The 23,875-nt window shown below is 56.3% G+C and carries 20 protein-coding genes and 1 pseudogene; 13 read left to right on the top strand and 8 right to left on the bottom strand.

The window, feature by feature from the left end:
- Nucleotides 1-3: 3 nt before the first annotated feature.
- The 8 genes from ACYX4K_RS01480 to glpQ all read left to right on the top strand — a co-directional run bounded on the left by ACYX4K_RS01480 (nucleotide 4) and on the right by glpQ (nucleotide 8,501).
- A complete protein-coding gene (locus ACYX4K_RS01480) occupies nucleotides 4-798 on the top strand; it encodes a MotA/TolQ/ExbB proton channel family protein (protein ID WP_475093861.1) in 795 nt (264 codons plus the stop codon).
- 80 nt (nucleotides 799-878) lie between these two features.
- On the top strand, nucleotides 879-2,183 hold the full coding sequence (locus tag ACYX4K_RS01475; RefSeq protein WP_475093862.1) for a hypothetical protein: 1,305 nt from the start codon (nucleotides 879-881) through the stop codon (nucleotides 2,181-2,183).
- Entirely contained in the window at nucleotides 2,173-3,255 is a 1,083-nt protein-coding gene (locus ACYX4K_RS01470; protein WP_475093863.1) for a VWA domain-containing protein, read from the top strand. Before ACYX4K_RS01475 ends, ACYX4K_RS01470 begins: the two co-directional genes overlap by 11 nt.
- Nucleotides 3,252-4,253: a VWA domain-containing protein gene (locus ACYX4K_RS01465; protein WP_475093864.1), complete on the top strand. Its 1,002-nt coding sequence runs from the start codon at nucleotides 3,252-3,254 to the stop codon at nucleotides 4,251-4,253. The genes ACYX4K_RS01470 and ACYX4K_RS01465 overlap by 4 nt, the downstream gene beginning before the upstream one ends.
- A 78-nt stretch (nucleotides 4,254-4,331) precedes the next feature.
- Nucleotides 4,332-4,988, top strand: a complete 657-nt coding sequence (locus tag ACYX4K_RS01460; protein WP_475093865.1) for a hypothetical protein — start codon at nucleotides 4,332-4,334, stop codon at nucleotides 4,986-4,988.
- An 85-nt stretch (nucleotides 4,989-5,073) separates the two neighbouring features.
- Nucleotides 5,074-5,757: a hypothetical protein gene (locus ACYX4K_RS01455; RefSeq protein ID WP_475093866.1), complete on the top strand. Its 684-nt coding sequence runs from the start codon at nucleotides 5,074-5,076 to the stop codon at nucleotides 5,755-5,757.
- Between the two features lie 53 nt (nucleotides 5,758-5,810).
- Entirely contained in the window at nucleotides 5,811-7,262 is a 1,452-nt protein-coding gene (locus ACYX4K_RS01450; RefSeq protein ID WP_475093867.1) for a M48 family metalloprotease, read from the top strand.
- Between the two features lie 168 nt (nucleotides 7,263-7,430).
- Nucleotides 7,431-8,501, top strand: coding sequence for a glycerophosphodiester phosphodiesterase (gene glpQ / locus ACYX4K_RS01445; RefSeq protein ID WP_475093868.1), 1,071 nt, complete (start codon nucleotides 7,431-7,433; stop codon nucleotides 8,499-8,501).
- Nucleotides 8,502-8,506: 5 nt separating this feature from the next.
- On the opposite strand, the gene ACYX4K_RS01440 is transcribed toward glpQ, so the two are convergent.
- Both ACYX4K_RS01440 and ACYX4K_RS01435 read right to left on the bottom strand, forming a co-directional pair.
- Nucleotides 8,507-10,432 (bottom strand): sensor domain-containing diguanylate cyclase, encoded by a 1,926-nt coding sequence (locus ACYX4K_RS01440; protein WP_475093869.1) that lies wholly within the window; start codon nucleotides 10,430-10,432, stop codon nucleotides 8,507-8,509.
- Nucleotides 10,433-10,821: 389 nt separating this feature from the next.
- Nucleotides 10,822-11,613: an enoyl-CoA hydratase gene (locus ACYX4K_RS01435; protein WP_475093870.1), complete on the bottom strand. Its 792-nt coding sequence runs from the start codon at nucleotides 11,611-11,613 to the stop codon at nucleotides 10,822-10,824.
- Between the two features lie 295 nt (nucleotides 11,614-11,908).
- Here ACYX4K_RS01435 and ACYX4K_RS01430 point away from each other — a divergent pair.
- Both ACYX4K_RS01430 and ACYX4K_RS01425 read left to right on the top strand, forming a co-directional pair.
- Nucleotides 11,909-12,289 (top strand): annotated as a pseudogene (locus ACYX4K_RS01430) (tryptophan 2,3-dioxygenase family protein); the annotation flags it as partial.
- Nucleotides 12,290-12,328: 39 nt separating this feature from the next.
- Nucleotides 12,329-12,700: a tryptophan 2,3-dioxygenase family protein gene (locus tag ACYX4K_RS01425; RefSeq protein ID WP_475119488.1), complete on the top strand. Its 372-nt coding sequence runs from the start codon at nucleotides 12,329-12,331 to the stop codon at nucleotides 12,698-12,700.
- Nucleotides 12,701-12,818: 118 nt separating this feature from the next.
- On the opposite strand, the gene ACYX4K_RS01420 is transcribed toward ACYX4K_RS01425, so the two are convergent.
- Together ACYX4K_RS01420 and ACYX4K_RS01415 are read right to left on the bottom strand one after the other, a co-directional pair.
- Nucleotides 12,819-13,241, bottom strand: a complete 423-nt coding sequence (locus ACYX4K_RS01420) for an ExbD/TolR family protein (protein WP_043317707.1) — start codon at nucleotides 13,239-13,241, stop codon at nucleotides 12,819-12,821.
- A 166-nt stretch (nucleotides 13,242-13,407) separates the two neighbouring features.
- Complete coding sequence (locus ACYX4K_RS01415) at nucleotides 13,408-13,878, bottom strand: methylglyoxal synthase (RefSeq protein WP_475093871.1); 471 nt, start codon at nucleotides 13,876-13,878, stop codon at nucleotides 13,408-13,410.
- A 225-nt stretch (nucleotides 13,879-14,103) separates the two neighbouring features.
- Between ACYX4K_RS01415 and ACYX4K_RS01410 the strand changes: the two genes are divergently transcribed.
- Nucleotides 14,104-14,568 carry a hypothetical protein gene (locus ACYX4K_RS01410; RefSeq protein ID WP_475093872.1) on the top strand — a complete coding sequence of 155 codons (465 nt, stop codon included), beginning with the start codon at nucleotides 14,104-14,106 and terminating at the stop codon, nucleotides 14,566-14,568.
- Nucleotides 14,569-14,743: 175 nt separating this feature from the next.
- Here the strand turns inward: ACYX4K_RS01410 and ACYX4K_RS01405 are convergent, their stop codons facing one another.
- Nucleotides 14,744-15,589: a hypothetical protein gene (locus ACYX4K_RS01405; protein WP_475093873.1), complete on the bottom strand. Its 846-nt coding sequence runs from the start codon at nucleotides 15,587-15,589 to the stop codon at nucleotides 14,744-14,746.
- A 123-nt stretch (nucleotides 15,590-15,712) separates the two neighbouring features.
- Here ACYX4K_RS01405 and ACYX4K_RS01400 point away from each other — a divergent pair, with 123 nt between their 5' ends.
- Nucleotides 15,713-16,588: a hypothetical protein gene (locus ACYX4K_RS01400; protein WP_475093874.1), complete on the top strand. Its 876-nt coding sequence runs from the start codon at nucleotides 15,713-15,715 to the stop codon at nucleotides 16,586-16,588.
- Between the two features lie 79 nt (nucleotides 16,589-16,667).
- Here the strand turns inward: ACYX4K_RS01400 and ACYX4K_RS01395 are convergent, their stop codons facing one another.
- The 3 genes from ACYX4K_RS01395 to ACYX4K_RS01385 all read right to left on the bottom strand — a co-directional run bounded on the left by ACYX4K_RS01395 (nucleotide 16,668) and on the right by ACYX4K_RS01385 (nucleotide 22,089).
- A complete protein-coding gene (locus ACYX4K_RS01395; RefSeq protein ID WP_475093875.1) occupies nucleotides 16,668-19,838 on the bottom strand; it encodes an efflux RND transporter permease subunit in 3,171 nt (1,056 codons plus the stop codon).
- The gene (locus tag ACYX4K_RS01390; RefSeq protein ID WP_475093876.1) at nucleotides 19,835-21,049 is read right to left on the bottom strand and encodes an efflux RND transporter periplasmic adaptor subunit; all 1,215 of its coding nucleotides are present in this window, start codon (nucleotides 21,047-21,049) and stop codon (nucleotides 19,835-19,837) included. The genes ACYX4K_RS01395 and ACYX4K_RS01390 overlap by 4 nt, the downstream gene beginning before the upstream one ends.
- A 284-nt stretch (nucleotides 21,050-21,333) precedes the next feature.
- Nucleotides 21,334-22,089 (bottom strand): cyclic nucleotide-binding domain-containing protein, encoded by a 756-nt coding sequence (locus tag ACYX4K_RS01385; protein WP_475093877.1) that lies wholly within the window; start codon nucleotides 22,087-22,089, stop codon nucleotides 21,334-21,336.
- A 376-nt stretch (nucleotides 22,090-22,465) separates the two neighbouring features.
- On the opposite strand from ACYX4K_RS01385, the gene ACYX4K_RS01380 reads away from it, so the two are divergent.
- A complete protein-coding gene (locus ACYX4K_RS01380) occupies nucleotides 22,466-23,707 on the top strand; it encodes a TonB family protein (protein WP_475093878.1) in 1,242 nt (413 codons plus the stop codon).
- Nucleotides 23,708-23,875: the final 168 nt, after the last annotated feature.

Genomic DNA, 23,875 nt, shown 5'->3' with positions numbered 1-23,875 from the left:
CCCATGAAATTCAAGTCTTCAGATTTTATGTTCCAGCTGTTCGCCCTACTCGGCGCCATCATCCTGGTTCACGCGATATACGTGGCCATCATCCGGCCCAATGCAGACGCACTGATTCAGGAGCAGATGGCACGGGAAGAAGCCGGTGAAACCTACGCGCAGCAGCGATCCCTCTACATCGTAATGCGTGACTATGAGCAGGAAGCCTGTTTCGTACTGATGCTGTGGGCAATGGCGATCATGGGCCTCAAAGCGCGCCGCTCCATGCGCGAGCGCAAGTTGCTGGACCAGGCCCTGCTCAACGTCAGCGAAGGTACTCCCATTCTCCCAGAAGATGCACGTGACCTTTCTCGGCCGATTCAGGCACTTCCGGAAGACGAACGCAATTTCCTGTTACCACGTGCACTGCTTACTGCCCTGCAGCGATTTGGCTCCACCCGCAATGTGGCAGCGGTATCCAACTCGGTAAAAGAAGTGTGTGAAACCGAAGGCGATCGACTGGACAGCGAACTGGCCATGGTGCGCTACATCACCTGGGCCATTCCCTCCATCGGGTTTATAGGCACGGTGCGCGGTATTGGTGAAGCCCTTGCACAGGCGCATCGCGCGGTAGAAGGCGATATCGCCGGGGTGACCGTGAGCCTGGGTGTGGCATTCAACTCCACCTTCGTCGCACTGGTAATCAGTATCGTCATCATGTTTTTCACCCACCAGCTGCAGTTGATGCAGGAACGGCTGGTACTGGACGCGCAAAATTACTGCGACAACAAGTTGCTGCGTTTCCTGAAAGTGAGTTGAGCAAGGCCTGATCAGCTATTTAATCCGAAAACATCGGGTAATCAGGGACTGGGTTACCCTCGAAATAAACAGGAAAGACCATGAGCAAAGGTGTACTGGAAATCAACGACTGCGGCCTGCGCGTATTCGACAGCACCAATGAGATAATTGAAAGTCCCGGAGTGGCGATCATCAACAGCCGGGAAATTGTGACAGGCACCGCCGCACTGATGCGCGCACGCAGCCACCCGACACAAGTCAATCACCAGTTCTGGCGTCGCCTCAGTCTGGAGTCGGTAAAGTCCGACAACCCCGGCTGCCGTCACCACGCAGACCTGGCCTTCTGCCAGCTCAAGGAAATTGCCGGGCTGTGCGACCTGCCCGATGAAGTCGCCCTCGCCGTTCCGGGAAATTTCACCCATGAGCAACTGGCGCTGTTACTGGGAGTCGTCAAGGAGAGCCCGTTCAACACGGTAGCACTGGTGGACACAGCCAGTGCCAGTATCAGTAGCTGTGCCCCGCGCGGCGTACATCTGCATGTCGAACTGCACAGGCACCAGACGCTGGTCAGTCGTGTCGCCGTGCACGAACAAACAGAACTGGATATCGCCGAAACCGTAAATGATGCAGGCCTGCAGCACTTTCAGGAAGCCTGGGCGCGAATTTTTACCGATGCCTTCATCATGCAGTGCCGGTTCGACCCTTTCCATTCCGCAGAAGCGGAACAGCAGCTCTACGACCTGCTCCCCCAGTGGATCGCACGCGCTATGCGACAGGGCGAAGTAATGGCGGAGCTCGACGACCGTACCGCCAAGGTCAGCCTGCGCCAGCTTCAGGATGCCAGCACACCGATTCTCTCGCGGGTGCGCGCCATGATTGAAAACCTGAGCGATACCAACAGCGTGGTCTTTGTGTCCCATCGCTGGGCCGAAATTCCCGGCGGTGCTCAGCTGGCGGAACGTATTCATCTGCTGCCACACAATGCCGTGGCACAGGCAGTGGAAAAGCACTGGCAGGAAATCCACAGCGAAAATGGAAACCTGCGCCTGATCACATCACTCAGCGCGGCGCCGGCCACTGAAGTCGCGGTGCAAGTGAATGCGGCCGCAGAGGCCGGCGCCACGCACCTGCTATATGGACACCGGGCACTGGCTGCACATCAGCCGCTGTTTGTGAGCTGGCTGAATGGCAAGCTGGACGTCACACCGACGCCCCCCACCCACCCTGCAGCCACAATCACTAACCACGCCGGCCGCCTGGCACTGCGTGTGGACGCGGGTGCAGAACTGATGTTGAACGGCGAATCCATTTCTGCCCCGGTGAATCTGACTGCCGGTGACCGCATCGGCGTGGCAGATTTCGATGGCGTAATTACTGCGATCAGTGTGGAGCAATATGGCGCGTAAAAACCGGCGGTTTACCACTTTCAGCCTGTCGTTCCTGGACATCATGTCCTGTGGCTTCGGCGCCGTGGCTCTGATCTTTCTGATCATCAAGCACGGCTCCGATCACGACATAGAGGCGGAAAACCTGGACCTGAAAGCGGAAGTCAACCTGCTGCAGGAAGAGGTTCAATTCGGACGTGAGCACATGGTGCTGGCGCGCAATACCCTGGATACCACCAGCGATGATCTGGCAACGGCCCAGGGCCTGGCGCGACGTATCATGGAGCAGATCGAGGAAGTGAAAGGCAATATCGCCGAGGTCGACAGCAGTACCGACGAAATGGATATTGCCCGCCTGCAGGAAAAGCTGAAAAAGCTCGAGCAGGCCAAGAAGAAACTCGAAGAGGAAAACCAAAAACTCGGTAATAACGTGCGCAAATTTGTCGGTGACGGCGACCGCCAGTATCTCACCGGCCTGCGCCTCGGCGGAGATCGCATTCTGATCTTGCTGGATTCCTCTGCCAGCATGCTGGGGGATGAGCTGATCAAGGTAATCCGAACCCGCAACATGTCCGATTCAGTGAAGCGCGACACCGAAAAGTGGCGCCGCGCCAAGCAGACCGTGAGCTGGCTGGTGTCGCAGTTTCCCCAGGACAGTCAGTACCAGATCTACACGTTCAACACGGGTTTTCAGGCTGCCATTGTAGGCACCGAGGACCGCTGGCTGAATGTGGATGACCGTGACCAGATGGATGTTGCAATGAAGGCCCTCAACAAAGTGGTACCCGAAAACGGTACCAGCCTGGAGCGCATCTTCAATGCGGTAAACAGCATGTCGCCGTTACCGGACAACATTATTCTGATTACCGACGGCCTGCCCACTCAGGGCATGAAAGCCCCTCGCGGCAATACCGTTTCCGGCAAGGAGCGTATCAAGCTATTCCGCAAAGCAGTGGATGCTCTGCCAAAAAGTATCCCGGTCAACGTGGTCCTGGCTCCTATGGAAGGCGATCCCTTTGCCGCCAGTGAATTCTGGAAACTGGCTATGGAGACCCAGGGTTCTTTCCTCGCACCATCAAAGGATTGGCCATGAGCAAGCGAACTAAACGGCAACAGGAAGAGTTCAGCATTTCGTTTCTGGATGTGATCTGCTGTGGCTTTGGCGCGATCGTATTACTGCTGATGATCGCCAAAACCGTGGAACCGATTGTGCTGGAAGAAGCAGAGCTGGATCTCGATGGCCAGGTACAGGAGCTGCAGGAACAACTGGCGGAAATTCGCGGGGAAACGACCATTCTCAACCGCGACCTGAACGCAAAAAAAGAACAGCTTGATATCGAAACCAAACGGATCGCAAAACTGAAGGGCGAGCTGGATACCCTGCAGGCAATGTTTGCACGTAAGACCGAGGGCGAGTCAGAAGAGGGCAAGCTCAAGGGTGAGTTGACCATCGCCCTGCAGAGCATGACCGACGAGATGAAACGCCTGCTCGGCGAGAACTACCAGCGCAAGAACAACGTGATTGGCGGCATCCCCGTCGACAGCGAGTATATCCTGTTCATCATTGATACCTCCGGCAGTATGTTCAATTACGGCTGGGACCGCATGATCGGTGAAATGGTAAATACCCTCAATCTTTACCCCAACGTAAAGGGTATCCAGGTCATGAATGACATGGGGGACTACATGTTCTCCAACTATCGCAACCGCTGGATCCCGGATACACCCGGGCGTCGCAAAGCGGTTCTCGACCGCCTGCGCTCCTGGAACCCGTTCAGTAACTCCAGCCCGGTAGAGGGTATCCAGAAGGCCGTGCGTACCTTCTACGATCCCAACAAGAAGATCAGCATCTACGTGCTGGGTGATGAATTCACAGGAAAGTCCATCCGCAACGTAATGATGGCGGTGGACCGGGTGAACGCACAGCGCGGGGAAGACCAGAGAATGGTGCGCATTCATGCCATTGGCTTCCCGATTCAATTCTCGCGCCCGTTACACCTGCAAACCACCGGGCTGCGCTTTGCGGCATTGATGCGAGAACTGACTTACCGCAACGGCGGTACCTTTGTAGGACTGAATGACTTCCGCTAAGCGGTCAAGTTAAGCAATTTCGCGAACAACATTTGAATTGAGATTTTATGAGGGGCAGGGAAAGCCCGGGAGCAGAACATGAGTATCTGGCAAAATGGATTTCGGTCACTGGGGAAAATGGGCGCACTGGCGGCCGTTACCCTGCTCACCGCCTGCGCACATACGGTTTCCGTTGATGGCGAATTTCCCAAGCCTGTCGGTAATCAACATCCACTCACGGTGGGAGTCTATCTCAGCGACGACTTCCGAAAGTTTACCTACAGCGAGAATCGCGATGACCGGGACGAGTGGAATATCAATACCGGCCGAGCCCAGAAAAACCTGTTCGAAACGGTGCTGGGCTCCATGTTCCGCGAAACCATCAGCCTCGCCCAATATCCCAGCAACCTGCCACAGGGGCTTGACCTGGTCATTGTGCCCGAGGTGCGCGAACTGCAATTCACCATGCCTCGGGAAACCCGGGTGAACATTTTTGAGGTGTGGATCAAGTACGACATGCACGCCTACAACCAGCAGGGTGATTCGGTCGCGGAGTGGGTGATCACAGCCTATGGAAAAACACCCACTGCGTTTCTCAAGTCCCAGGAGGCCGCTCTCGCGCAGGCAATCAACGTCGCACTGCGCGATGCCGGTGCAACCCTGTACACAGGTTTCGATCGGGTACCGGAACTACAGGCATTTATCGCCAACAAGCAGCGTGCGCTGACGATGAAAACGACCGGGGAAAACGAGTGAGGTCTCGCCGACGGCGGGCTGGCTTGAAGTTTAAGGATTCCGGCTACGCCGATATCTGAGCGCGCCAATCAAGGAGGAAGGTTCGGTGAAAAAACTGAGCACATACGTTTCTACGCTGGCTCTGGCAGCCATCGCCCTGGGCAGCGCTGGCTGCACTACTGTGGTAATCGACGAGTACCGTCGCAGCACTGGCGAGCTGGCCGTCGGGGATTCGGTGGTCATTCTTGGCCGCCGTCATTCCAGTGAATACGAGACCGAACCCGATTTGATCAATTGCGTCGGGGATACCCTGCATAGTCCGGAGTCCGGGGTAAACGTCATTCCAGAGCAACAGTTTGTCGATGCGCTCTATCCATGGTTCGAGCCACGCAAGGCACCCATGCATATCAAGTCCCTGAGCAAACTGATGGATATTCCCGATGTGCGCAACCGCATGGAACAGTATGGGGTCAAGTACATCGTGTGGATTGATGGCTCCACCGAGACGACTTCCAGCGCGGGTTCCATCGGATGCTCCATTGGCACTGCCGGTGCCGGCTGCTTTGGTTTTGGTACCTGGGACAAAGAGTCCGACTACGAAGCCTCGGTGTGGGATTTCCGCGATCAAGAGCTATCGGGAAAAATCAGCGCCGATGCGCAGGGTACGTCATATATGCCTGCCATCGTTGTTCCCATTCCCCTGATTGCGCGCGTCCAGAATAATGCCTGCAAAGGAATGGCTGCACAGTTGAAAGAGTTTTTGTTACCCCCGCAATCCGCCAGCCGCTGAGGGTTATCGACTGGCAATCACACCGACTGGAGAGAATAAAACAGGAGCCCCTCATGCAAACGCTCAACAAAATCATGGCGGCCATTTTATTGGTAACCGCTGCAGGCTGCGCCTTCAACCCAGCCACGAACCGGCCCGACCTGGTATTGATGTCGGAAGAAAAAGAAATCAAGATCGGTCGCGAAATGCATGAAAAACTGATCGCCAGCACGCCGGTGTACAACGACCCTATCCTGAATGCCTATGTGGAGCACGTTGGTCAAAAGGTTGCCAAAGCCAGTGACCGTCCCGACCTTACCTATTACTTCACTATTATCGACAGTCAGGATATCAACGCATTCGCCCTGCCCGGTGGCTATGTGTACATTAACCGCGGGCTTTTGACCTATTTACAGTCGGAAGCAGAAATGGCAGCGGTACTGGCGCATGAGGTTGGGCATATTACGGCCCGGCATGCCGTGCGTCAGAAGACGGCAGCCACGGGCGCGGGTGTCGCCTCGGTACTCTCAGTCCTGGTGACCGGTAGCGGCGTGGTGGGAGACGTGGCAAATCTCTGGAGTACCGCAGCGGTAAAAGGCTACGGCCGCGATATGGAGCTAGAGGCAGACCGTTTCGGTGCCCAGTACATGTACAACGCGGGATACGACCCTCAGTCAATGATCAACGTCATAGCACTGCTGAAAGACCAGGAGACCTTTGCGCGGCGGCGCGCGCGGGTAGAGGGCAAGAAGCAGCAGACCTACCACGGTGTTTTCTCATCACACCCACGTAATGATATCCGCTTGCGCGAAGTCGTTGATGCCGCCGGTAAATTGCCCGAGGACAAGAAAATTACCAAGGTGGAGTATTACCGCGAGAAAACCGAAGGGATTGTGTACGGGCAAAATGCGCAAGAAAGCGAGAAAAACCGCTTCAATCACCAGAGCCTCGGGTTTTCGCTGCTCTTCCCCGAGGGCTGGAATGTCGAAAATCAACGCAGCGCGATTGTGGGAACGGCGCCCGACAACTCCGCATCAATCACCATCAAGGTGGCGAAGCGGGACGGCAACCAGCCAGCCGATATGGCATTGCGCGGAGTATACGATGTCCGCAGCCTGGAACAGGATGAGGCCTTGAGCCAATACCGTCTCGAAGGCCATACGGGCAAGCTACCAGAACGCAACTCGGAATCACCAGATCGCGTAGCAGTGCTGTTCTATGGTAGCCGCCAATACATTCTCGAAGGCAAGATTACCACCGCTGCCGGGGACGAAAAGTCTGCTGCAGAATACGATGACTTGTTTATGACCAGCATCCGCAGTTTCCGCCCACTGCGTAAGACCGATGTAGTGAAACCGGACATCAAGCGCGTCCGCTATGTTCAGGCGAATGACAAGACGACCTTTTCTTCACTTGCACGGCATATGGAGATTGGCGAGTACGCAGAGGAGCAGCTTCGCTTGCTGAACGGGTATTACCCCAGGGGTGAACCAAAGGCCGGGGAATGGATCAAGATTGTTCAGTAATTTCTGATCATTCGGAGGTACCACTAACGATTAGTGGTACCTTTTCATTCAGATTCCGGACACTGAACTGAAACGTCACTGTCATATTTCTCTTTTTTCCGGAAGAAAATTTTTTACCCACTCCATTTCCGGTTATGTTTAGGCAAATTTCCCGTCATAGAATTTGCCATGCGATCAATCCTTTTCTTCTTATTAGCGCAACTGCTATTCGCGTCATCGGACCTGTCTGCAAGCCAGGCCTCCTCCCCCATCGTCATTGCCCACAGAGGTGCCTCAGGCTATTTGCCGGAACATACTCTGGAAGCCAAGGCCCTGGCGTACGGCATGCGAGCGGACTACATCGAGCAGGACCTGGTTCTGAGCAAGGACGACCATCTCATCGTAATGCACGATATCTACCTGGATAATGTCACGGACGTTCGCGATGTTTTCCCCCGTCGAGCGCGGGCGGACGGACACTTCTACACGATCGATTTCACACTGTCAGAGCTGAAACAATTGCAGGTCGCCGGGCCATTTTCTGCCGTTCTTGGCCAGGAATATCCTCAGTACAAAGGCCGCTTCCCGCTCTGGAAATCGCGCTTTGAACTGGCCACATTTGAGGAAGAACTGGAACTCATTCAGGGGTTGAACCAGTCACTGGGGTATGACGTTGGAATTTACCCGGAGATCAAGAAGCCCTGGTTTCATTTGCGGGAAGGTAAGGATATCTCTCGCATGGTACTCGAAACCCTCAAGCGGTACGGCTATACCGACCGCGCGAGCAAAATATATTTGCAAGCGTTTGATGCGGAAGAGCTGCAGAGGATTCACGCCACATTGATGCCAGAACTGGAGATGGATCTTCCGCTGGTGCAGCTGGTTGCAGAATCAGACTGGGAAGAAAAGCTGGTGCCCCACGCGGGCAAATGGGTCCCTTACGACTATGCATGGATGCGCACGCCACAGGGGCTCAAAAAAATTGCTGAATACGCTCAAGGCATCGGCCCCTGGCACCCGATGCTGCTGGATGCCCATGGCAAGGTGAACACACTGGTGTCAGATGCGCACCGCCTGGGGTTGGCGGTACACCCATACACCTTCCGCGCAGACCCGGATCAGCTCCCGGAAGGATTTAACAGCTTCGAGGCATTCTTGACGTTTTACCTGGAGACGGTGAAGGTCGATGGCGTATTTACTGACCACCCGGATAGGGTGTCGGCAGTACGGCAGCGTATCGAACGCCGCGAGGAAAGGTAGCCCCCTCAGGCGGGCTCCAGTTCCTTGGCCGCAGTGACTGAGGTATCCGCAAGCTCGCCGGTTGCAGGTTCCAGGTAATCCACCACCTGGTCTCTGCCGCGCTGTTTCGCACTGTACAGGGCTTCATCCGCCTCACGCATCAGTTGCTCGAGTGTCTGCGTCTGATGCGCACAGGCGACACCAATACTGGAGGTGAATTGCACAAATCCATCTGGGCACGGGAGGCGAATTCCCGCGATATTGTCCCGCAGCCGCTCGGCAGTATGCAGGGAGTCCGGCTTGGTCTCGGTGATCAGCAAAGCGAACTCTTCGCCGCCCAGGCGTCCAAAAATATCGGTTTCACGGATTTTGGCCTGAATGGTATGACTGAACTGGCGCAGAGCTTCATCACCAATACCGTGACCGTGGTTGTCGTTGATGGCTTTAAAGTGGTCGATATCAAACATCAATAGACTGACCGGCTCACCTTTGCGATAGGCGCGCTTGATACACAGCTCGGCCTCGGCGAGGAAACTGCGACGATTGCGGATACCGGTGAGCGGATCTGTACGGGCTTCCAGCTCTGCCTGTTGTTTCGCTTTTTCCAACTCTTCGGTACGGGCGCGCACCAGGCCTTCCAGTTTCACTTTGGACTGTTCCAGGTGCCGGCGGTATTGTCGTTCCGATTCCAGTCCCTGCAAACGCACCCGGCGCAGCTTGATCCCCATGGCTGCCATGATGGTAACCATCTCCACAAACGAACTGAGTGGCGGCAGGTAATAGTTCAGCAGGTTATGTTCCACAAGTCCCAGGTCACGCAACGCCTGATAGAAAAGTCCTGTGAGCAACAAGCTCCAGCCAATGGCGAATACCGCCGCTTCACTCGATCCCTGCCGCCAGCGAACCAGCGCAACAAAAGTCATGACCGGGTAGAAAAGCAGTGCCAGAGTGATACTGATTAGCGCAACAGGCTTGATTTGTAACAGCGCGCTGGCCAGCAAAACACCGGCGTTGCACATCATGAGAATCAGAATGTAATCGAGGCGTGGCGTGTACTTTCGAGTTTGTAAAAACAGGCGGTCGAACACTACACCGCAAAAAATACTAATGGCACCCGCCGCAGACATGTAGCTCCAGTGGAAGTGATTCTGCACCACGTACTGGTGGGTAAAACCGAGAATGGTACCCCAGGCAATAATCTTGGAGATACCGTATACAAAGTACGCATAAAAACTGGAGTCACCTGTGGTGATCCCCACAATCAGTGAAAACAGCGAGATCAGCGCAATCCCCCCAAACAGAAACGCCAGTACGGCCGTTTCACCGGTATGGGATTTACTCAGCGCATCGGGGCTCCAAATGCGCATGGAGGGAAACACAAAGCCCGCTTCCTCCGAGTCAAAGCGCACGAGAAAACCGGCAGTTTCTCCGGCGGCCAGCTCGACGGGTACTACGAAGCGGTTGTGGAATACCGGTCGAAGAGCAAAAGGCTCTCCCATCGCCTGATTTGCGATCTCCTGAAACGAGGGCCCGGATAATGCCGTACGGGTGTATGCGCGCAGTCGGATCAGCTGGTGATCCACGTATTCCAGACGCAGGGCTGTCGCTTGCTGCGCGGAATTGTGCAGCTCAAAATACGACCAGTAACTCCCCTTCTGCAATCCGGTGGATCCAGCACTCGCCAATGGCACAAATTTACCGGTCCGCAACGCCTGCACAGCATCCGGCAAACCGGCGTCTCCAGAGGGGTCGTGCCAGACCGCTTGCTGTCCCGTACGCTGGGTGCCAAGTTCTGTGGTGCCTACGGTGACGGCCTCTGTCGCGCGCACGGCACTCCCGAATACAGTCAGCAGCGCGAGCAGGGCGAGCAAAAACACTCGCCGCCACGGCCAGCTAAACCACTGGGTACGGACCAGCTCAGATACCGCATTGAACAATTGTGAGGCTGTCATGAAGCGCCTGATTACTATGCCCGGAGTGCATTATTGTAAAAACCGGGACAGGAGTTTTATTAGGGCTCAGCCGATATTCACCGAAAATCGCGGAAATGAGCCGTATCTGGGGCCGGAGTTTACCGGCTCCGGAGGCGAGAATCACTTGGGGATCCACGGCGCAATATACGGAACAGCGGGTATTACCTCCCTGAAGCCCCACGGTGCTGACTCGAAAGAGCCATGGCGAGAAGCGCAATCAGAAACATGCACCCAAAATAAATTCAAATGATAGAAAAATGGCCGCCAATGGCAGCCGCAAGAGCAAAATAGATCCAGCAATAATTTCCCGCGGGCCTGTGACCACGGGAGTTTATCTCGAGATCAGGAAACCACAGCGGGTGGTGAAATCAGTCAAATCGGGAGAAATCCGCTGCGCGCTTTTCCATAAAAGCGGTTGCAGCCTCGCGGAACTCATCAGATTGCAGCCGTTCCTGAAAGTGCCCGGCCTCTTCGCGTATTGCCGCGAGTCCAGACTCATAAGTACCCTGGCGCAGTAATTTTTTACTCAAGCGTACCGCCTCTGGTGCTTTTTGAGCCAGGTCCGCCGCATACTTCCTGGCCCGACTCAGCCCTTCCCCTGAATACACCACCTCATTGCAGATATTCACGTCTGCCGCGGTTTGAGCATCGAACTTGTTGCCCAACAGCAAAAGCTCAGAGGCCTTGGCCTGCCCCATGATTCTTGGCAACAACAAGCTGGACGCATACTCCGGACAGAGGCCCAGGTTCACAAATGGCATCTGAAAAATCGCATTGTCCTCGGCAATGGACAGATCGCAGTGCAGCAACAGCGTAGTGCCAATGCCCACGGCTACACCGCTGACCGCAGCGACAACCGGCTTCGGGAACTGGTACAGCGCCAGCATAAACTGGAACACGGGAGAATCTTCGCTGCTGGCGGAACCACCGAGAAAGTCCGCCAGATCGTTGCCACTGGTAAAAGCTCCACCAGCTCCGGTAAGAATCACCACCCGGACCTCAGGGGCTGTCGCGGCCGCCGTCAACAGCTCAGCCATGGCGGCATACATGGCCCGGGTCAGCGCGTTTTTGCGCTCCGGGCGGTTGATGGTGATTTCCAACACCCGGTCGGTTAAGCGGGCATCGATTTCAGCACAGGGGCTCTGGAACGGGCTGGGCATTGTTGGCTCCGATGATTCTGGTTTCATTATGAATTTGGACAATTAGCGCTAGTTTAGTCACTCAACGCCCGCGCACGAGGTCCAATTCGACCAGTTTGGGTTACCGATTCCGATTCTGAATTTAGGAGAGCGTGAGAGCGATTACCCCTATAGGAATTTTCCACAATTACGCCCCACCACCTTATAATACGGCCAATATGTAACGCTATTGCGCAACAATCCACTTACAATAAGCCAAACCTCGTTAATTTTATTGCGCAAGAACCGGTAAAGAGCGGGATTCGGTGAGAGAGAATTTTCAGATATGACGGTGACGTACAGCTCCTACCTCAAAGTCGACGAATTGCTGGAATGCCAGCAGCCACTTTCGGAAGGTCCGGAACACGACGAACTTCTGTTTATCGTGATACACCAGAGCTATGAACTGTGGTTCAAACAGCTGCTACACGAGCTGGACTTTCTGGTGCGCCTGTTCAATGCGGGGGAGCGCAACCGGGCCCTGCACACCCTGAAACGGGTAGACGCCATCTACCGCACCCTGATCCAGCAGGTAGACATCCTGGAAACCCTGACACCTCTGGAGTTCAACTCTTTTCGCGATCGCCTGTCGACCGCCAGCGGTTTCCAGTCCTACCAGTTCCGCGAGCTGGAATTTCTTTACGGTGCCAAGGATGCGCGCAAGCTAGACAACTATGCACCGGGATCCAATCACTATCTGCGTCTTCAGAAACGACTGGAGGCACCGACCCTGTGGGATGCCTTTCTGCAGTTTCTCGCCCACGAGGGCCACGAGATTCCGGAAAATGAGCTGAAGCGGGACTTCAGCCTGGTAGCAGCCCCCTCCACCGCGGTGCAGAAGGTGCTGATTGATGTATACCGCAACGACCCTCTGGTCAGCGACATCTGTGAAGCCCTGGTGGATATCGATACATCCCTGCAGCAGTGGCGCTACCGCCATGTGAAGATGGTGGAGCGCACCATTGGCAGCAAGATGGGGACCGGTGGCTCCAGCGGCGTCGGTTACCTGCAGAGCACCCTGTTCAAACCGGTATTCCCTGATCTGTGGGCAATCCGCGCGGAATTCTAAACCGCAGCGTCACGGCCATGGGCCGGGAGAAAATGACAGACATAAAAAAAGCCAGCATAAGCTGGCTTTTTTTCATCCTGTGAGAGCCTCGCTCTCAACGAAGATCCACCGACAGGGATTAATCTTCGTAGGGTACGAGGGAAACCTGAATATTCGGGTTCACCTCTTTCGCCGCATCGGCAATGGTCACATAAGTGTCGGCACTGGACTTGTTGTGCGCACGAATGATCACGATGGCCTGCGGGTTCTCCGCGAAGAGCTGAGCGATACGGGCACGTACGGCGCGGCTGTCTACACGGGTGGGGCCCATCCAGATCTCGTCAGCAGAGTTGACGCTGATCAGGATATTCTGCTTGTCGGGATCCGGCGGAGTCTGCTCGGTCTGATCCGGATCCGGAACATTCACGTCCAGCGCCTTCTCTTTTACGAAGGATGCCGTCACGATGAAGAAGATCAACATGATGAACACGACGTCCAACATGGGCGTCAGGTCGATGTCCGCTTTTTCTTCTTCTACGGCCTTACCGCGTCGTCTACTCATAAAACACCGTACAGTTTTTGATTCGAATTCGCCGGATTCACCGGTCTAATCAGGTGGGGAAGATTGCCGGGAAATGGCCATCAATGCAAGTGCAACCTATCCTGCTGGCACATACCTTATATAAATCAATAACTTACAGACATGCCAGGCACAATAAGATTACAATTTAACCAGCTATTTCACCGGTTCTGACTGCCAGATAGCCCTGATAGTCAGGTACTTCTCGGGAAAAACTCTGCGACATCAGGGCGGAATGGATCATCATATCCGCGCTGCTCGCGTTACACGCCACCGGGATATTCCACACCGCGGCGATACGCAGCAGGGCTTTGACATCCGGGTCGTGGGGCATGGGCTCGAAAGGGTCCCAGAAGAAAATCAGGATATCCACATCCCCCTGGCAGATCTTGGCCCCCAGCTGCTGGTCGCCTCCCATTGGGCCGCTGAACAGCTTTTCTACCGGCATGCCAGTAGAGGCCTCAATCTGGGTCCCGGTGGTGCCGGTACCCAGCAGCTGGTGCTGCTCCAGTATCGCCCTGTGCCTCTCACACCAGGCGATCAACCCCTGCTTGCGATTGTCATGGGCAACCAGCGCAATACGCTTTTTCGCAGCGATCGGCTTGTCGATTGTGTTCATGTGGCTCTCAGCTAGGAAGTGGTCAAAATAAACTGCCACCCCATCTCCAGAGATGGGCGCAGGCAACAGATACCCGAATTATGCAGAATTCCCCGCCCTGCATCCATTCTCCTGCTGTCACCTCTTCGGGATACCCCGCAGCCCGCGGTGCCGAGTCAATGTATAATCCGCGCCTGAATTGCCCGGAGGTCGTTTGACCGGGCCTGCTTTTATATAGGAGTGAATATGAGTGTCGGCGCCTGGGAACCTGCCAATCAGGCTTCCAATGATCAGTCCCGCCAGGAAATTGACCGCGCACTGCTGGTGCAGATTCTCGAAGTAATGGGATGCGCGACGACCCCAAATGCAGCAACTACCGGTGAATTACCAGAGCCGCAAATCACAACAAGCCCGGTATCTGTCGACCTGACTGAATTACCCCCAGCGCTGAAGCCGGCGCACTGGCTCGCAGGCTTACCCGCCAGCCAGTGGCTGGAGGAAGCCCGGCAATGGCAGCCGGAACAGATTTGGGGATTAATCCGCTTTTTCACCCTGGCGGAGTCCCGGTTGGATTGGCCCGGCGGAGCCGAATCCCCGGTTATTCCCCTGGCGAAATCATTGCGCCAGCGCAAGACACCACTGAACCGGGATCAACTGCTGTGGATACGCGAGCACTCCGATAACCGCTATTTACCCTATGGTCCGCTCTGACAGAGCAAACCCTGAGGGGAGACTCGAAAGAGCCAGAAGCTTTAGCGATCCATCCCACAACAGACGGTCCCTATAAACTTTCCCTGTAAACTTTCCCCATAAAAAAGGGCATATCGAATTCATCGATACGCCCTTTTTGTTTTTTGACACGGTCAATACAAGCAGGCCACCACTGTCAGTCGAGCAACCGAAACCATTGCGCGCGCAATAAATCCGCCCCGGCTGGCGTACGATAGTTTGCGGACAGCTCGCGCCAGAGAATTGTGCCCGATTCATCCACCAACCAGGCACTCGGGCGCGCAGCATCAGCAAACCAGGGGTAAATCAGCAGTGGCGCCGCCTGACCGGCGACAAATGGCGAGCGAGAAGACAACTGCAACACCGAAGGCGTAAATACACGGGAGTCTGACAGCGGCTGTAAAAGCCGTTCGGGCCATACCGAGGTTGGCTGCGCACTCCACAGGAACACCCCGATGTTCCTCCGCTCGAGCTCAGGTCGCAGTTGCCGCAACTGATCCAACTGAGCGCGACTATCCGCACAATAGCTGCCGCGCAGGAAGATCACATAGGCTCCGGACAAACGTTTGGCCGCGCAGCAATCAGCAACGCTCCATTTTTGCCCCTCATTATCGACCAGCTCCGGGAAATCATCATGTACCGCAGGCATAAGCGGATGCGCTACACCACTCAGGTGATATAGATAGACCAGAAATACAAACAGGTTGATGAGCACCAGGTAAATTGGCAATCCACGCTGGGTATCCGCAAGCAATGTAAGGGCAAGCCCGAACAGCACCCCCAAAAAAGCACCGGACTCACGGAGGTCGCCGCGAAATTTCTGCGGTCGAAAAAATCGCAAAAACATCCACGCGGGCAACGCCAGCGCATTCAAAATCACCCCCAGCCAGGCAATCTTTTCTGTGGTTGCGGCGCTTCCTATTAATGGAATTAAAGCGCCGAATCCGCAGACCATTAGCCATGTGAAGGCGAAAAAAGTAAAAAAAGCCTTAAATTTATTCATTACGGAGTAAAAACGCCCTGAAAACACTTGCATTCAAGTATATAAATAAGCTGCAATTAGCGCGATGAATTCCACTCATCCAAAATAACACCTAAATACTAAATTTAGACACAGGGATATTTTATGGCCGGACGTAAAAAAGCTCCTGCTGCCAAGGTAAGCGCGGTAGCAAAACTGGAAGCAGAACTCGCTTCTTTGAAAGCTCAGCTGGAAAAGGCGCGTAGCAGCCAGGAAGCTGACGCAAAGAAAGAAGCTGACAAAGCCAGCAAAGAAGCTGACAAAGCTGCCAAAAAAGCACAAGCTGCCGCCGCCAAGGTAAAAGCAGTACGTGCCAAGAAGAAGTCTGCAGCCCAGCAAAAGCAACTGAAGAGCGCTCAAGCCGCTGCCGCGACGGCCAAGAAAGCCGCAACCGCTGCCAAAGCCGTTGCTACCGACGCGAAAGCCAAGCTGGCAACCATCGCCGCCGACAACAAGCTGGCAACCAAGGTTGCCAAGGCTGTAGCCAAAGAAGAGTCAGCCATCACCAAGAAGCTGGCTGCTGTTGAGAAGAAAGCCGCTGCCGCCGCCAAGAAGAAAGCCGATGCTGCTGCGAAGAAGAAAGCCGCTGCAGACAAGAAGAAAGCCGCCGCTGCTGCCAAGAAAGCTGCTGCCGCTGCCAAGAAGAAAGCCGCTGCTGCGAAGAAGAAAGCCGCCGCTGCCGCCAAGAAGAAAGCCGCTGCTGAGAAGAAAAAGGCCGCTGCTGCCAAGAAGAAAGCTTCCGCTGCAGCCAAGAAAGCTGCTGCAAAAGCGAAAGCCAAGACCAAGGCTGCTACCAAGAAGAAGCCCGGTCGCCCAGCGAAAAGCGCAGCGAAAAAGCCTGCAGCCAAGAAGCCAGGCCGTCCGGCCAAGAGCGCAGCCAAGAAGCCTGCGGCCAAGAAAAAGCCCGGCCGTCCCGCCAAGTCTGCCGCTGCCAAGAAAGCACCCGCCCGCCGCGGTCGTCCGCCAAAAGCCAAATCCTGATTTGGCCAATCCTGGCAGACAGAATGAAAAAACCCCGGCTCGCCGGGGTTTTTTCATTTTTGGTTAAGGGAATCTCGGATTAACTCCGCCACCCCTTGAGCCAGGACAATCGAGGGGCATCCAGCAGCCCCTTGACCAGGTCCCTGAGCGCCGAGGGCAATGCCAACATTACCGGAGTGACGATCAGGGTCAGCAATGTAGAGAAACTGAGGCCGTACACAATAGCGCTGGCCAGTTTGACCCAGAAAGAAGCGATCACCCCATTCACCACGACATCGCGCCCCACCATATCCACACTTACCCCCAGTGCCAGCGGCAAGAGCCCCAGAATGGTTGTGGCGGTCGTCAGGAATACCGGCCGCAGCCGCTGAGCGGCCGCTTTGACCGCTGCAGTCGCGGCGCTCAGTTCGGGCTCGGACTTGCGCACATAGTTGTAGGTGTCGATCAGAACGATGTTGTTGTTCACCACAATCCCGGCCAAAGCCACAATGCCAACCCCGGTCATGATGACGCTAAAGGTACTCTGAGTGACCGTCAGCCCGAGCATAACGCCCGCGGTAGACATAATGACCGACGACAGAATTAGCGCAGACTGATAAAAGCTGTTGAACTGCGTCACCAGCAGAATGAACATCAGGAACAGAGAAAGCGAGAAGGCCACCTGTAAAAACACCAGGGACTCACTCTGCTCTTCATCCGCACCGCGATATAGCAGCTCCACCTGATCATTCAGCGGGTGTACATCCAGCCACTGGCGAATCTCTCGCACTTTGTCGTCAGCCAGCACACCGTCTTCCACATCTGCCTTTACTTGCATCCGGGTAATACCATCGATGCGTTCAATCTTGTCCACTTTGGGGCCAGCCTCTGTGGACACAAAGCTGCTCACCGGTACCGCGCCACCAGCGATATTTACCTTCAGTGCATCCAGAGCGGTAATGCCGCGCGCGTAATCCGGGTAGCGAATCCGGATATCCACCTCTTCATCAGAGTCATCCGGGCGGTACTCCGCCATCAGCACACCGTTGGTGACCAGCTGCACCGCCCGGCCCACGCCGGTAAGATCCGCACCGTAGAGCGCCGCCTTGGCACGATCCACTTTCACCTCCCACTCGATACCCGGCAGGGGCGCGGTATTGACGATATCCCGCACACCGTCGAACTCACTCTCCAGCGCCCGGTGCAGTCGCCAGGTTTCAGCCAGCAGTGCGTCGTAATCCCGGCTGCGCAATTCCAGAACGATATCTTTCCCGACCGGGGGCCCCCCTTCGAATGCCTTGGCGCTGGTCTTGATGCCGGGGAAGTGGGCGGTGCGCTCGCGAATATCGGCGAAGATTTCCCGGCTTTTTCGCTCACGCATGTCCGTGGAGTGCAGTTCCACCAGGAGGTTGGCGATCTGGTCCGGCGCCTTTTCCTGGTTTCCGGAAATTCCACCGGAGCCAATTGCGGTATATACCACCCGCACCTCAGGCACATTCATCACTGTAGCTTCGACCTGGGTTACCAGCGCGCGCTTTTCTTCCAGGGAAAGGTTGCCCTGCGCGCGCACTTCCACGTTGCCGTACTGCTCCTCCGTTTCGGTAAAGAACTCGACCCCCGGATTGAACTTGCCGAAGGCAATAAAGATTGCGATCAACACCCCGATGGTACTGGCAAACGAGATCAGAGGATGCCGCACCACCGGCGCCAGCGCGCGGGCATAAAACCCGGTAATCCCACGCAACTCGGTGGGGTTGCCATTCTCCAGTTGCTTCAGGTACTGCTGTGTCGGCAAATCCATATCGCTTTTGCCGAAGACCGAACCCAGCACCGGGGCGAAAAACAATGCGTAAACCAGTGACCCCGCCAGTACCGCAAACACGGTCACCGGCAGGTAGCGCATGAAGTCACCCACGACCCCGGGCCAGAAAATAATGGGCAGGAAAGCCGCAAGTGTGGTGCCGGTAGAGGCGACCACCGGCCAGAACATCCGCCGTACCGCGATCGAGTATGCCGCTCGTGCACTCAAGCCTTCTGCCATTTTGCGGTCGGCAAACTCGGTAATCACAATGGAACCGTCAATCAGCATCCCCAGCGCCAGCAGCATGCCGAACATCACCATGAAGTTGAACGAGTAGCCGAGAAACCAGGTGATGATGGAACCAAACAGCAGAGAGAATGGAATACCCAGCCCAACCAGCAGTCCGGAGCGAAAGCCGAGGGCAGAAACCACAATAATCATCACCAGCAGCATGGCGGTGAGAATATTGCCCTCCATCTCGCTGACCATATCCCGCGCCCAGTCGGACTGGTCAAACACAAAATCCACGTCCACTCCGCGGGGGAGATAGTCGCGCTCGGCATTGACCACCGCACGCACTTTATCGGCGAGATCTACCGCGCTGGCGCCGGTGCGCTTTTCCACATTGATGGACAACCCCTGGCGGCCATTCACGCTGGTATAACTTGTGGCGTCTTTGAAGGTGCGGCGGATATCCGTCACCTGCCCAAGGGTCACAACACCGTGATCGGACTGCTTGAGCGGGATTTGGTACACATCGTCGGCAGACTCGATCAACCCGGGTACCTTTACCGAGAAGCGACCCTTGCTGACATCCATTTCACCGGCGGGAATCAACAGATTGTTACCGAGCACGGCGTTGATCAGTTCGCCGCTGGTGATCTGGTAGTGCTCGAGACGTACCGGGTCGATTATTGCCTCGACCACCTCTTCCCGATTACCACTGATATCGGCACTCAACACCTCGCTGACATTTTCAATCTTGCGCTTGAGCGTCTGTGCACTACGCAACAGTTCCCGTTCGCTCGCCCCGTTACCCGCAAGGGTTACCACAATCGCGGGAAAGGGTTGCGCGGACGCCTCTTCCACGATGGGCTCTTCAGCATCCCTCGGCAACTCGGCCTTGGCCCGGTCTACCGCATTGCGCACCTCATCCACCGCCGCATCAATATCCAGGGCCGAATCGAACTCGATTACCAGATAAACCAGTGATTCCCGGGCAGTGGCCATCACCTCTTCAACCCCTTCGAGCGCGCGAATTTCCTGCTCGAGTGGGCGGATCAGCAGACGCACGCCATCTTCCGGGGATATCCCCTCATGCATTACCTGCACAATCACAATCGGCGGATTCACTTCCGGGCTGGATTCCACCGTCATGGCACCACGGGCGGCGATTCCCATAATGACGATGAGCAACATCAAACTGATGCTGCTTCGGAAGCGGTCGACCGCGCCTTCCAACAACCTCATTGCTGTGGCTCCCCGGCGCTAGCCCCAATTTGCGGGTCGCCCTGTACAGAAACCGGGACGGGCCCGCCCTTTTCCGCGCCACTCGCAGAGAGTGGCGCAGGCAAATCACCGGCTGAGTCTTCCAGCTCCACTTCGACCCGCTCTCCGACACTGACATATTCCTGCCCCACGGTGATCAGGAGAGTCCGCGACGGCAACCCGGCAATCCACACCCCTTCGTTTTCATCGCTAACCAACTGAACATTGCGAAATACCACGCGCTGATCGCTGTCGAGGATTTTCACCCCCAACAAGCCGGCGTCATCCAGCGTCAGCAGAGAAGAATTGATCCGGTGCGCCATCAGCTCCCCGGTAGGCAGGGCCATACGCGCACTCACTCCGCTGCGCAGTTTGCCTTCACGGTTGGAAACGGCCACCTCGACCCGGTAGGCACGGGTTACCGGGTGCGCCTGCTGGCTCACGTAGCGAAGCTCCCCCTCGATCACGGCCCCCCGCTGCAATTGCGCACTGGCGGAGGCGCCCGGCAACAGGCTACCCACCTGTGCCTCGGAAACTTCTCCCACAATCAGCATGGGATCCAGGTCCAGAATGGTCGCACACTCCTCCCCGCGGCGAACAAAATCCCCCAGTTCCACCGCGCGGCTGTTGACCACCCCATCGAAAGGTGCACGAATTTTGAGATTCTCGACATCCAGCTCCGCGCGCTTCAGATCTGCCCGCGCACTGGACAGCGCCACGGCCTGCTGCGCCATGGCAGAATCCGACTGCAGGCCGCGCCCTTTCAATTTCTGCGCGCCGGCAAAGTCGAGCTCGGCTTTTTGCAGTGCTGCGCGCGCGCGCGCCAGCTTCTCCGGCCGGTCTTCGGCAGCCAGCTCGCAGATAACGTCACCCCTGCTTACCGTCTGCCCTTCCTCCACCGGTAGACCGGCCACCATCCCATCGAGCTCCGCTCGCAATTGCACACTGCGATTGGCCTCGGTACGGCTGTTGACCACCACGCGCGTGGTGTACGGCTGCGCTTCTATATACTGACCGCGGATTTTGGCCCGCTCGACCGGCATCGCGGAAACGCTCTGCGCGCGCTCGCGCTCGGCCTCCGTCTTTTCCTCTTCAACCAAAAGACCACTCAACAGCCATATCGCTGCCAGTCCACCCACTATGGTCGCCGCGCGATAGTTGCGTTGCCGCCAGAGGCCCAACAGAAAATTCATACCCGCATTCCTGCCTGCAATGTTTAAGATTGATGAGTGTGGATTTTATGCACAATCGATGACACCTGCAGTGCCCAAAGCTACCGAATTACGAAATCCACAGGGAATAATCGTGGCACCTCGTCAATTCAGGCCAATTGACGGCATGTGCGGCCGAGAAAAACGGAGCAAGCAGATGGAAATAGCTTCGATCGAACTATCGCGGGGAGGCAGCCCGACGCTATACGCCGGGCCAGGGGATAAGGTTCACAGAGAACAGGCAAGAGTACCGAATGTACTGAAAATCAGGAGAGGATGGACTCCAGGAAATCGGACATATCCGACTCCTCCGTCGCCAGCTGACCAGCACCGAATTCGGCATTCCAGTCCAGCAGGATCCGCGCAAGATCGCGAGCCTGGTCGGCGAGAGCAACCAGCTCTTCCTTACAGTTTTTTGGACCGGTATAGAGCTTCAGCCGGCGGTGGCTGTTTGCCAGGTCGTGCGTAGGGTATTTGGAGCGGTACACCTCCAGCTTCCAGCGCAGGGAGTGGACCATATTCCGGTAGAACACCAGTTTCGTGGGCAGGTGCAGCAACGAGAAGTCTTCCAGGTCGCCAAACAGGGTGCAGTCTACCGCGAGCACCTGTATTTCCTGACCGGCCGCCGCCACAATAGTGGCGCTGCGTGGCTCTGCCAATAACATGGAGAGATCTCCAAAGACTTCTCCCGGACGGATTACCGCCAGTGGGCGCTCATCCCGGGAAGCCGTGGTGTCATCCACATGTACCTGCAGTTCCCCGCGCAATAAAAAGTACACCCACTGGTCCACATCCCCCGCGTGCAGCAATGCCTCGCCCGGGCTCAGGGAGACCAGGCGCGAGCGCTTCAGCAATACATCGTACTGCCACTCGCTGGTGGCACGGATATCGCGAAACAGGTGAATGACATTAAGTAGGCGATCCACGGCATCACGCGGGTAATCGCTGAGCAGCTTGTAATCCATGTAAATCTTGACTGTTGCGTCGGCGTTCAACTGGCTGCGGTGGGAGCTTTCCAGCACCGCCCCTGCGCACAATGGGCATTCTAGTGCACCATTCAATCACGCATTCTATGTGCAAAGTGACAGGTGTCTGCCCCGGGAATCCGAGAAATTGAAAAAACGAGACATTTTACCCATTTCAGGGTTGAACTCCATTGCAGTTGCAGTAGAGTTGAGCAGACCCTGGATCAAAAACACGCTATTGATGGGGAATTTTTAACCAGCGTCTTTGGTGCGAATTCCAGCCCCTCACCAGTGCGTATTTTATCCGGGCCGCGCCTTTCGGGGGGAAGGTGCGACCGAAGCAACTGATCATCCCCAGGGGTATATGGAAGGGGACTCAGCGCTTTACCTGCCGGTTTCTGCCCATCCGGCGACAAGAAGATACCAACGAAAAATGAAATCGATAAAACTCGTCATTGCCCTGCTGCTGTTCGCTTCGGCCCTGACAGCCAAAGCGGCACCACTCCTGAACGGGCTGGCCCTGGAGCAGCAATTCAATAAAGACCGCTATATCGTCGCCGTTTATTCGGAACAGCTTTCCGACAGCGCCAGCACACTGCTGGATAGTGATATGCCGCGCAGCATGCAGGTTCGCGTCATTGCTGACCGCCTCTCGGCGCGCCGTTTCCGCAACCAGTGGATGGAAGGTATCGCGATCAACAATGCCGGCGACACCCTCGCCGGGCAGGCCGACAACATGGTGACTTTCGCCAACCTGTTTAAAGGCCGCCTGATGGCTGGAGACCATCTGCGAATTGATTACGCCGCGGATACCGGCATCACCTCCGTCTCTCTGAATGACATCATGCTGGGTATGATCGAAGACCGCGAGTTCTTCAATACCCTGCTGCGCGCCTGGGTGGGCCCGGTCCCTCCGTCAACCGAATTCCGTGACAACCTGCTCGCCGCAGGACAGGTCGACTCCGGCCTGCTGGCCACCTACGAATCCCTGCAGCCGGGGGCAGACCGTGTGGCACAGGTCGCCGCCATGGCGGACGAGCAAGAAGCGGAACAGGAGCCCGCAGCTGCGGCCAAACCCGAACCGGCCAAGCCGGTACAGGTAGCAACTGCCAAGCCGAAGCTGACCGCAGACATTCCGCCGCCTACCCTGGCCGCCATTGGCACTGCCGCGATTCAGAAGCCGTCGGCAAATGCTGAACAGCCCGCAGCAGACAAACCAGAGCCTTCGCGCGCCGACCCCAAACCGGCCGTAGCAGCCACCGCCCCGTCTACCCAGCCAAAACCTCTGAACCCAACCACCACGCGCCCGACAAGCCCGCCGATGGAAGAAGAGGAAGAGCTGGAAGAAGAGGAAGAGGCACCACTGACCGCGGACATGATCCTGGCACGCCAGATCTACCACTCAATGCTTCTGCGGCACACCTTCAAGCACATTCGCTACCCGAAACGCGCCCAGGAGCGCGGCCAGGAAGGCAGTGTTCGCCTGAACGTGACCATCGACAACAGGGGCAATGTTACCAACGTCAGCACATTGCAGGAGTCCCGCTACTCCAGCCTGAACCGCGAAGCCCTTGAAGCCGTGGATCGCGCGGGCCCCTACCCCGCCACTCCGGCACAGCTGAAGATGGAAGAGTACCGCTTCTCGGTACCGATCACCTTCCGCCTCCCGGACTGACCTGCAGCCGATTCACCCAGAAGCCCCGCTCCGCGGGGCTTTTTTATGCCTGCATTTCCGTCGCCCGGCAGCAACCACTCGCCGCAGCAGTGCTTGCCGACATCTCCCGCCCACGCATACTATGAGAGCCACCCAAACTTCGTCCGGCCGATCAACCGGACCACATCC

This window comes from Microbulbifer sp. ABF4_107 (genome assembly GCF_056312215.1).
Note: the sequence above shows the minus strand (reverse complement) of the source record. Positions and strands in the feature narration are given on the sequence as shown.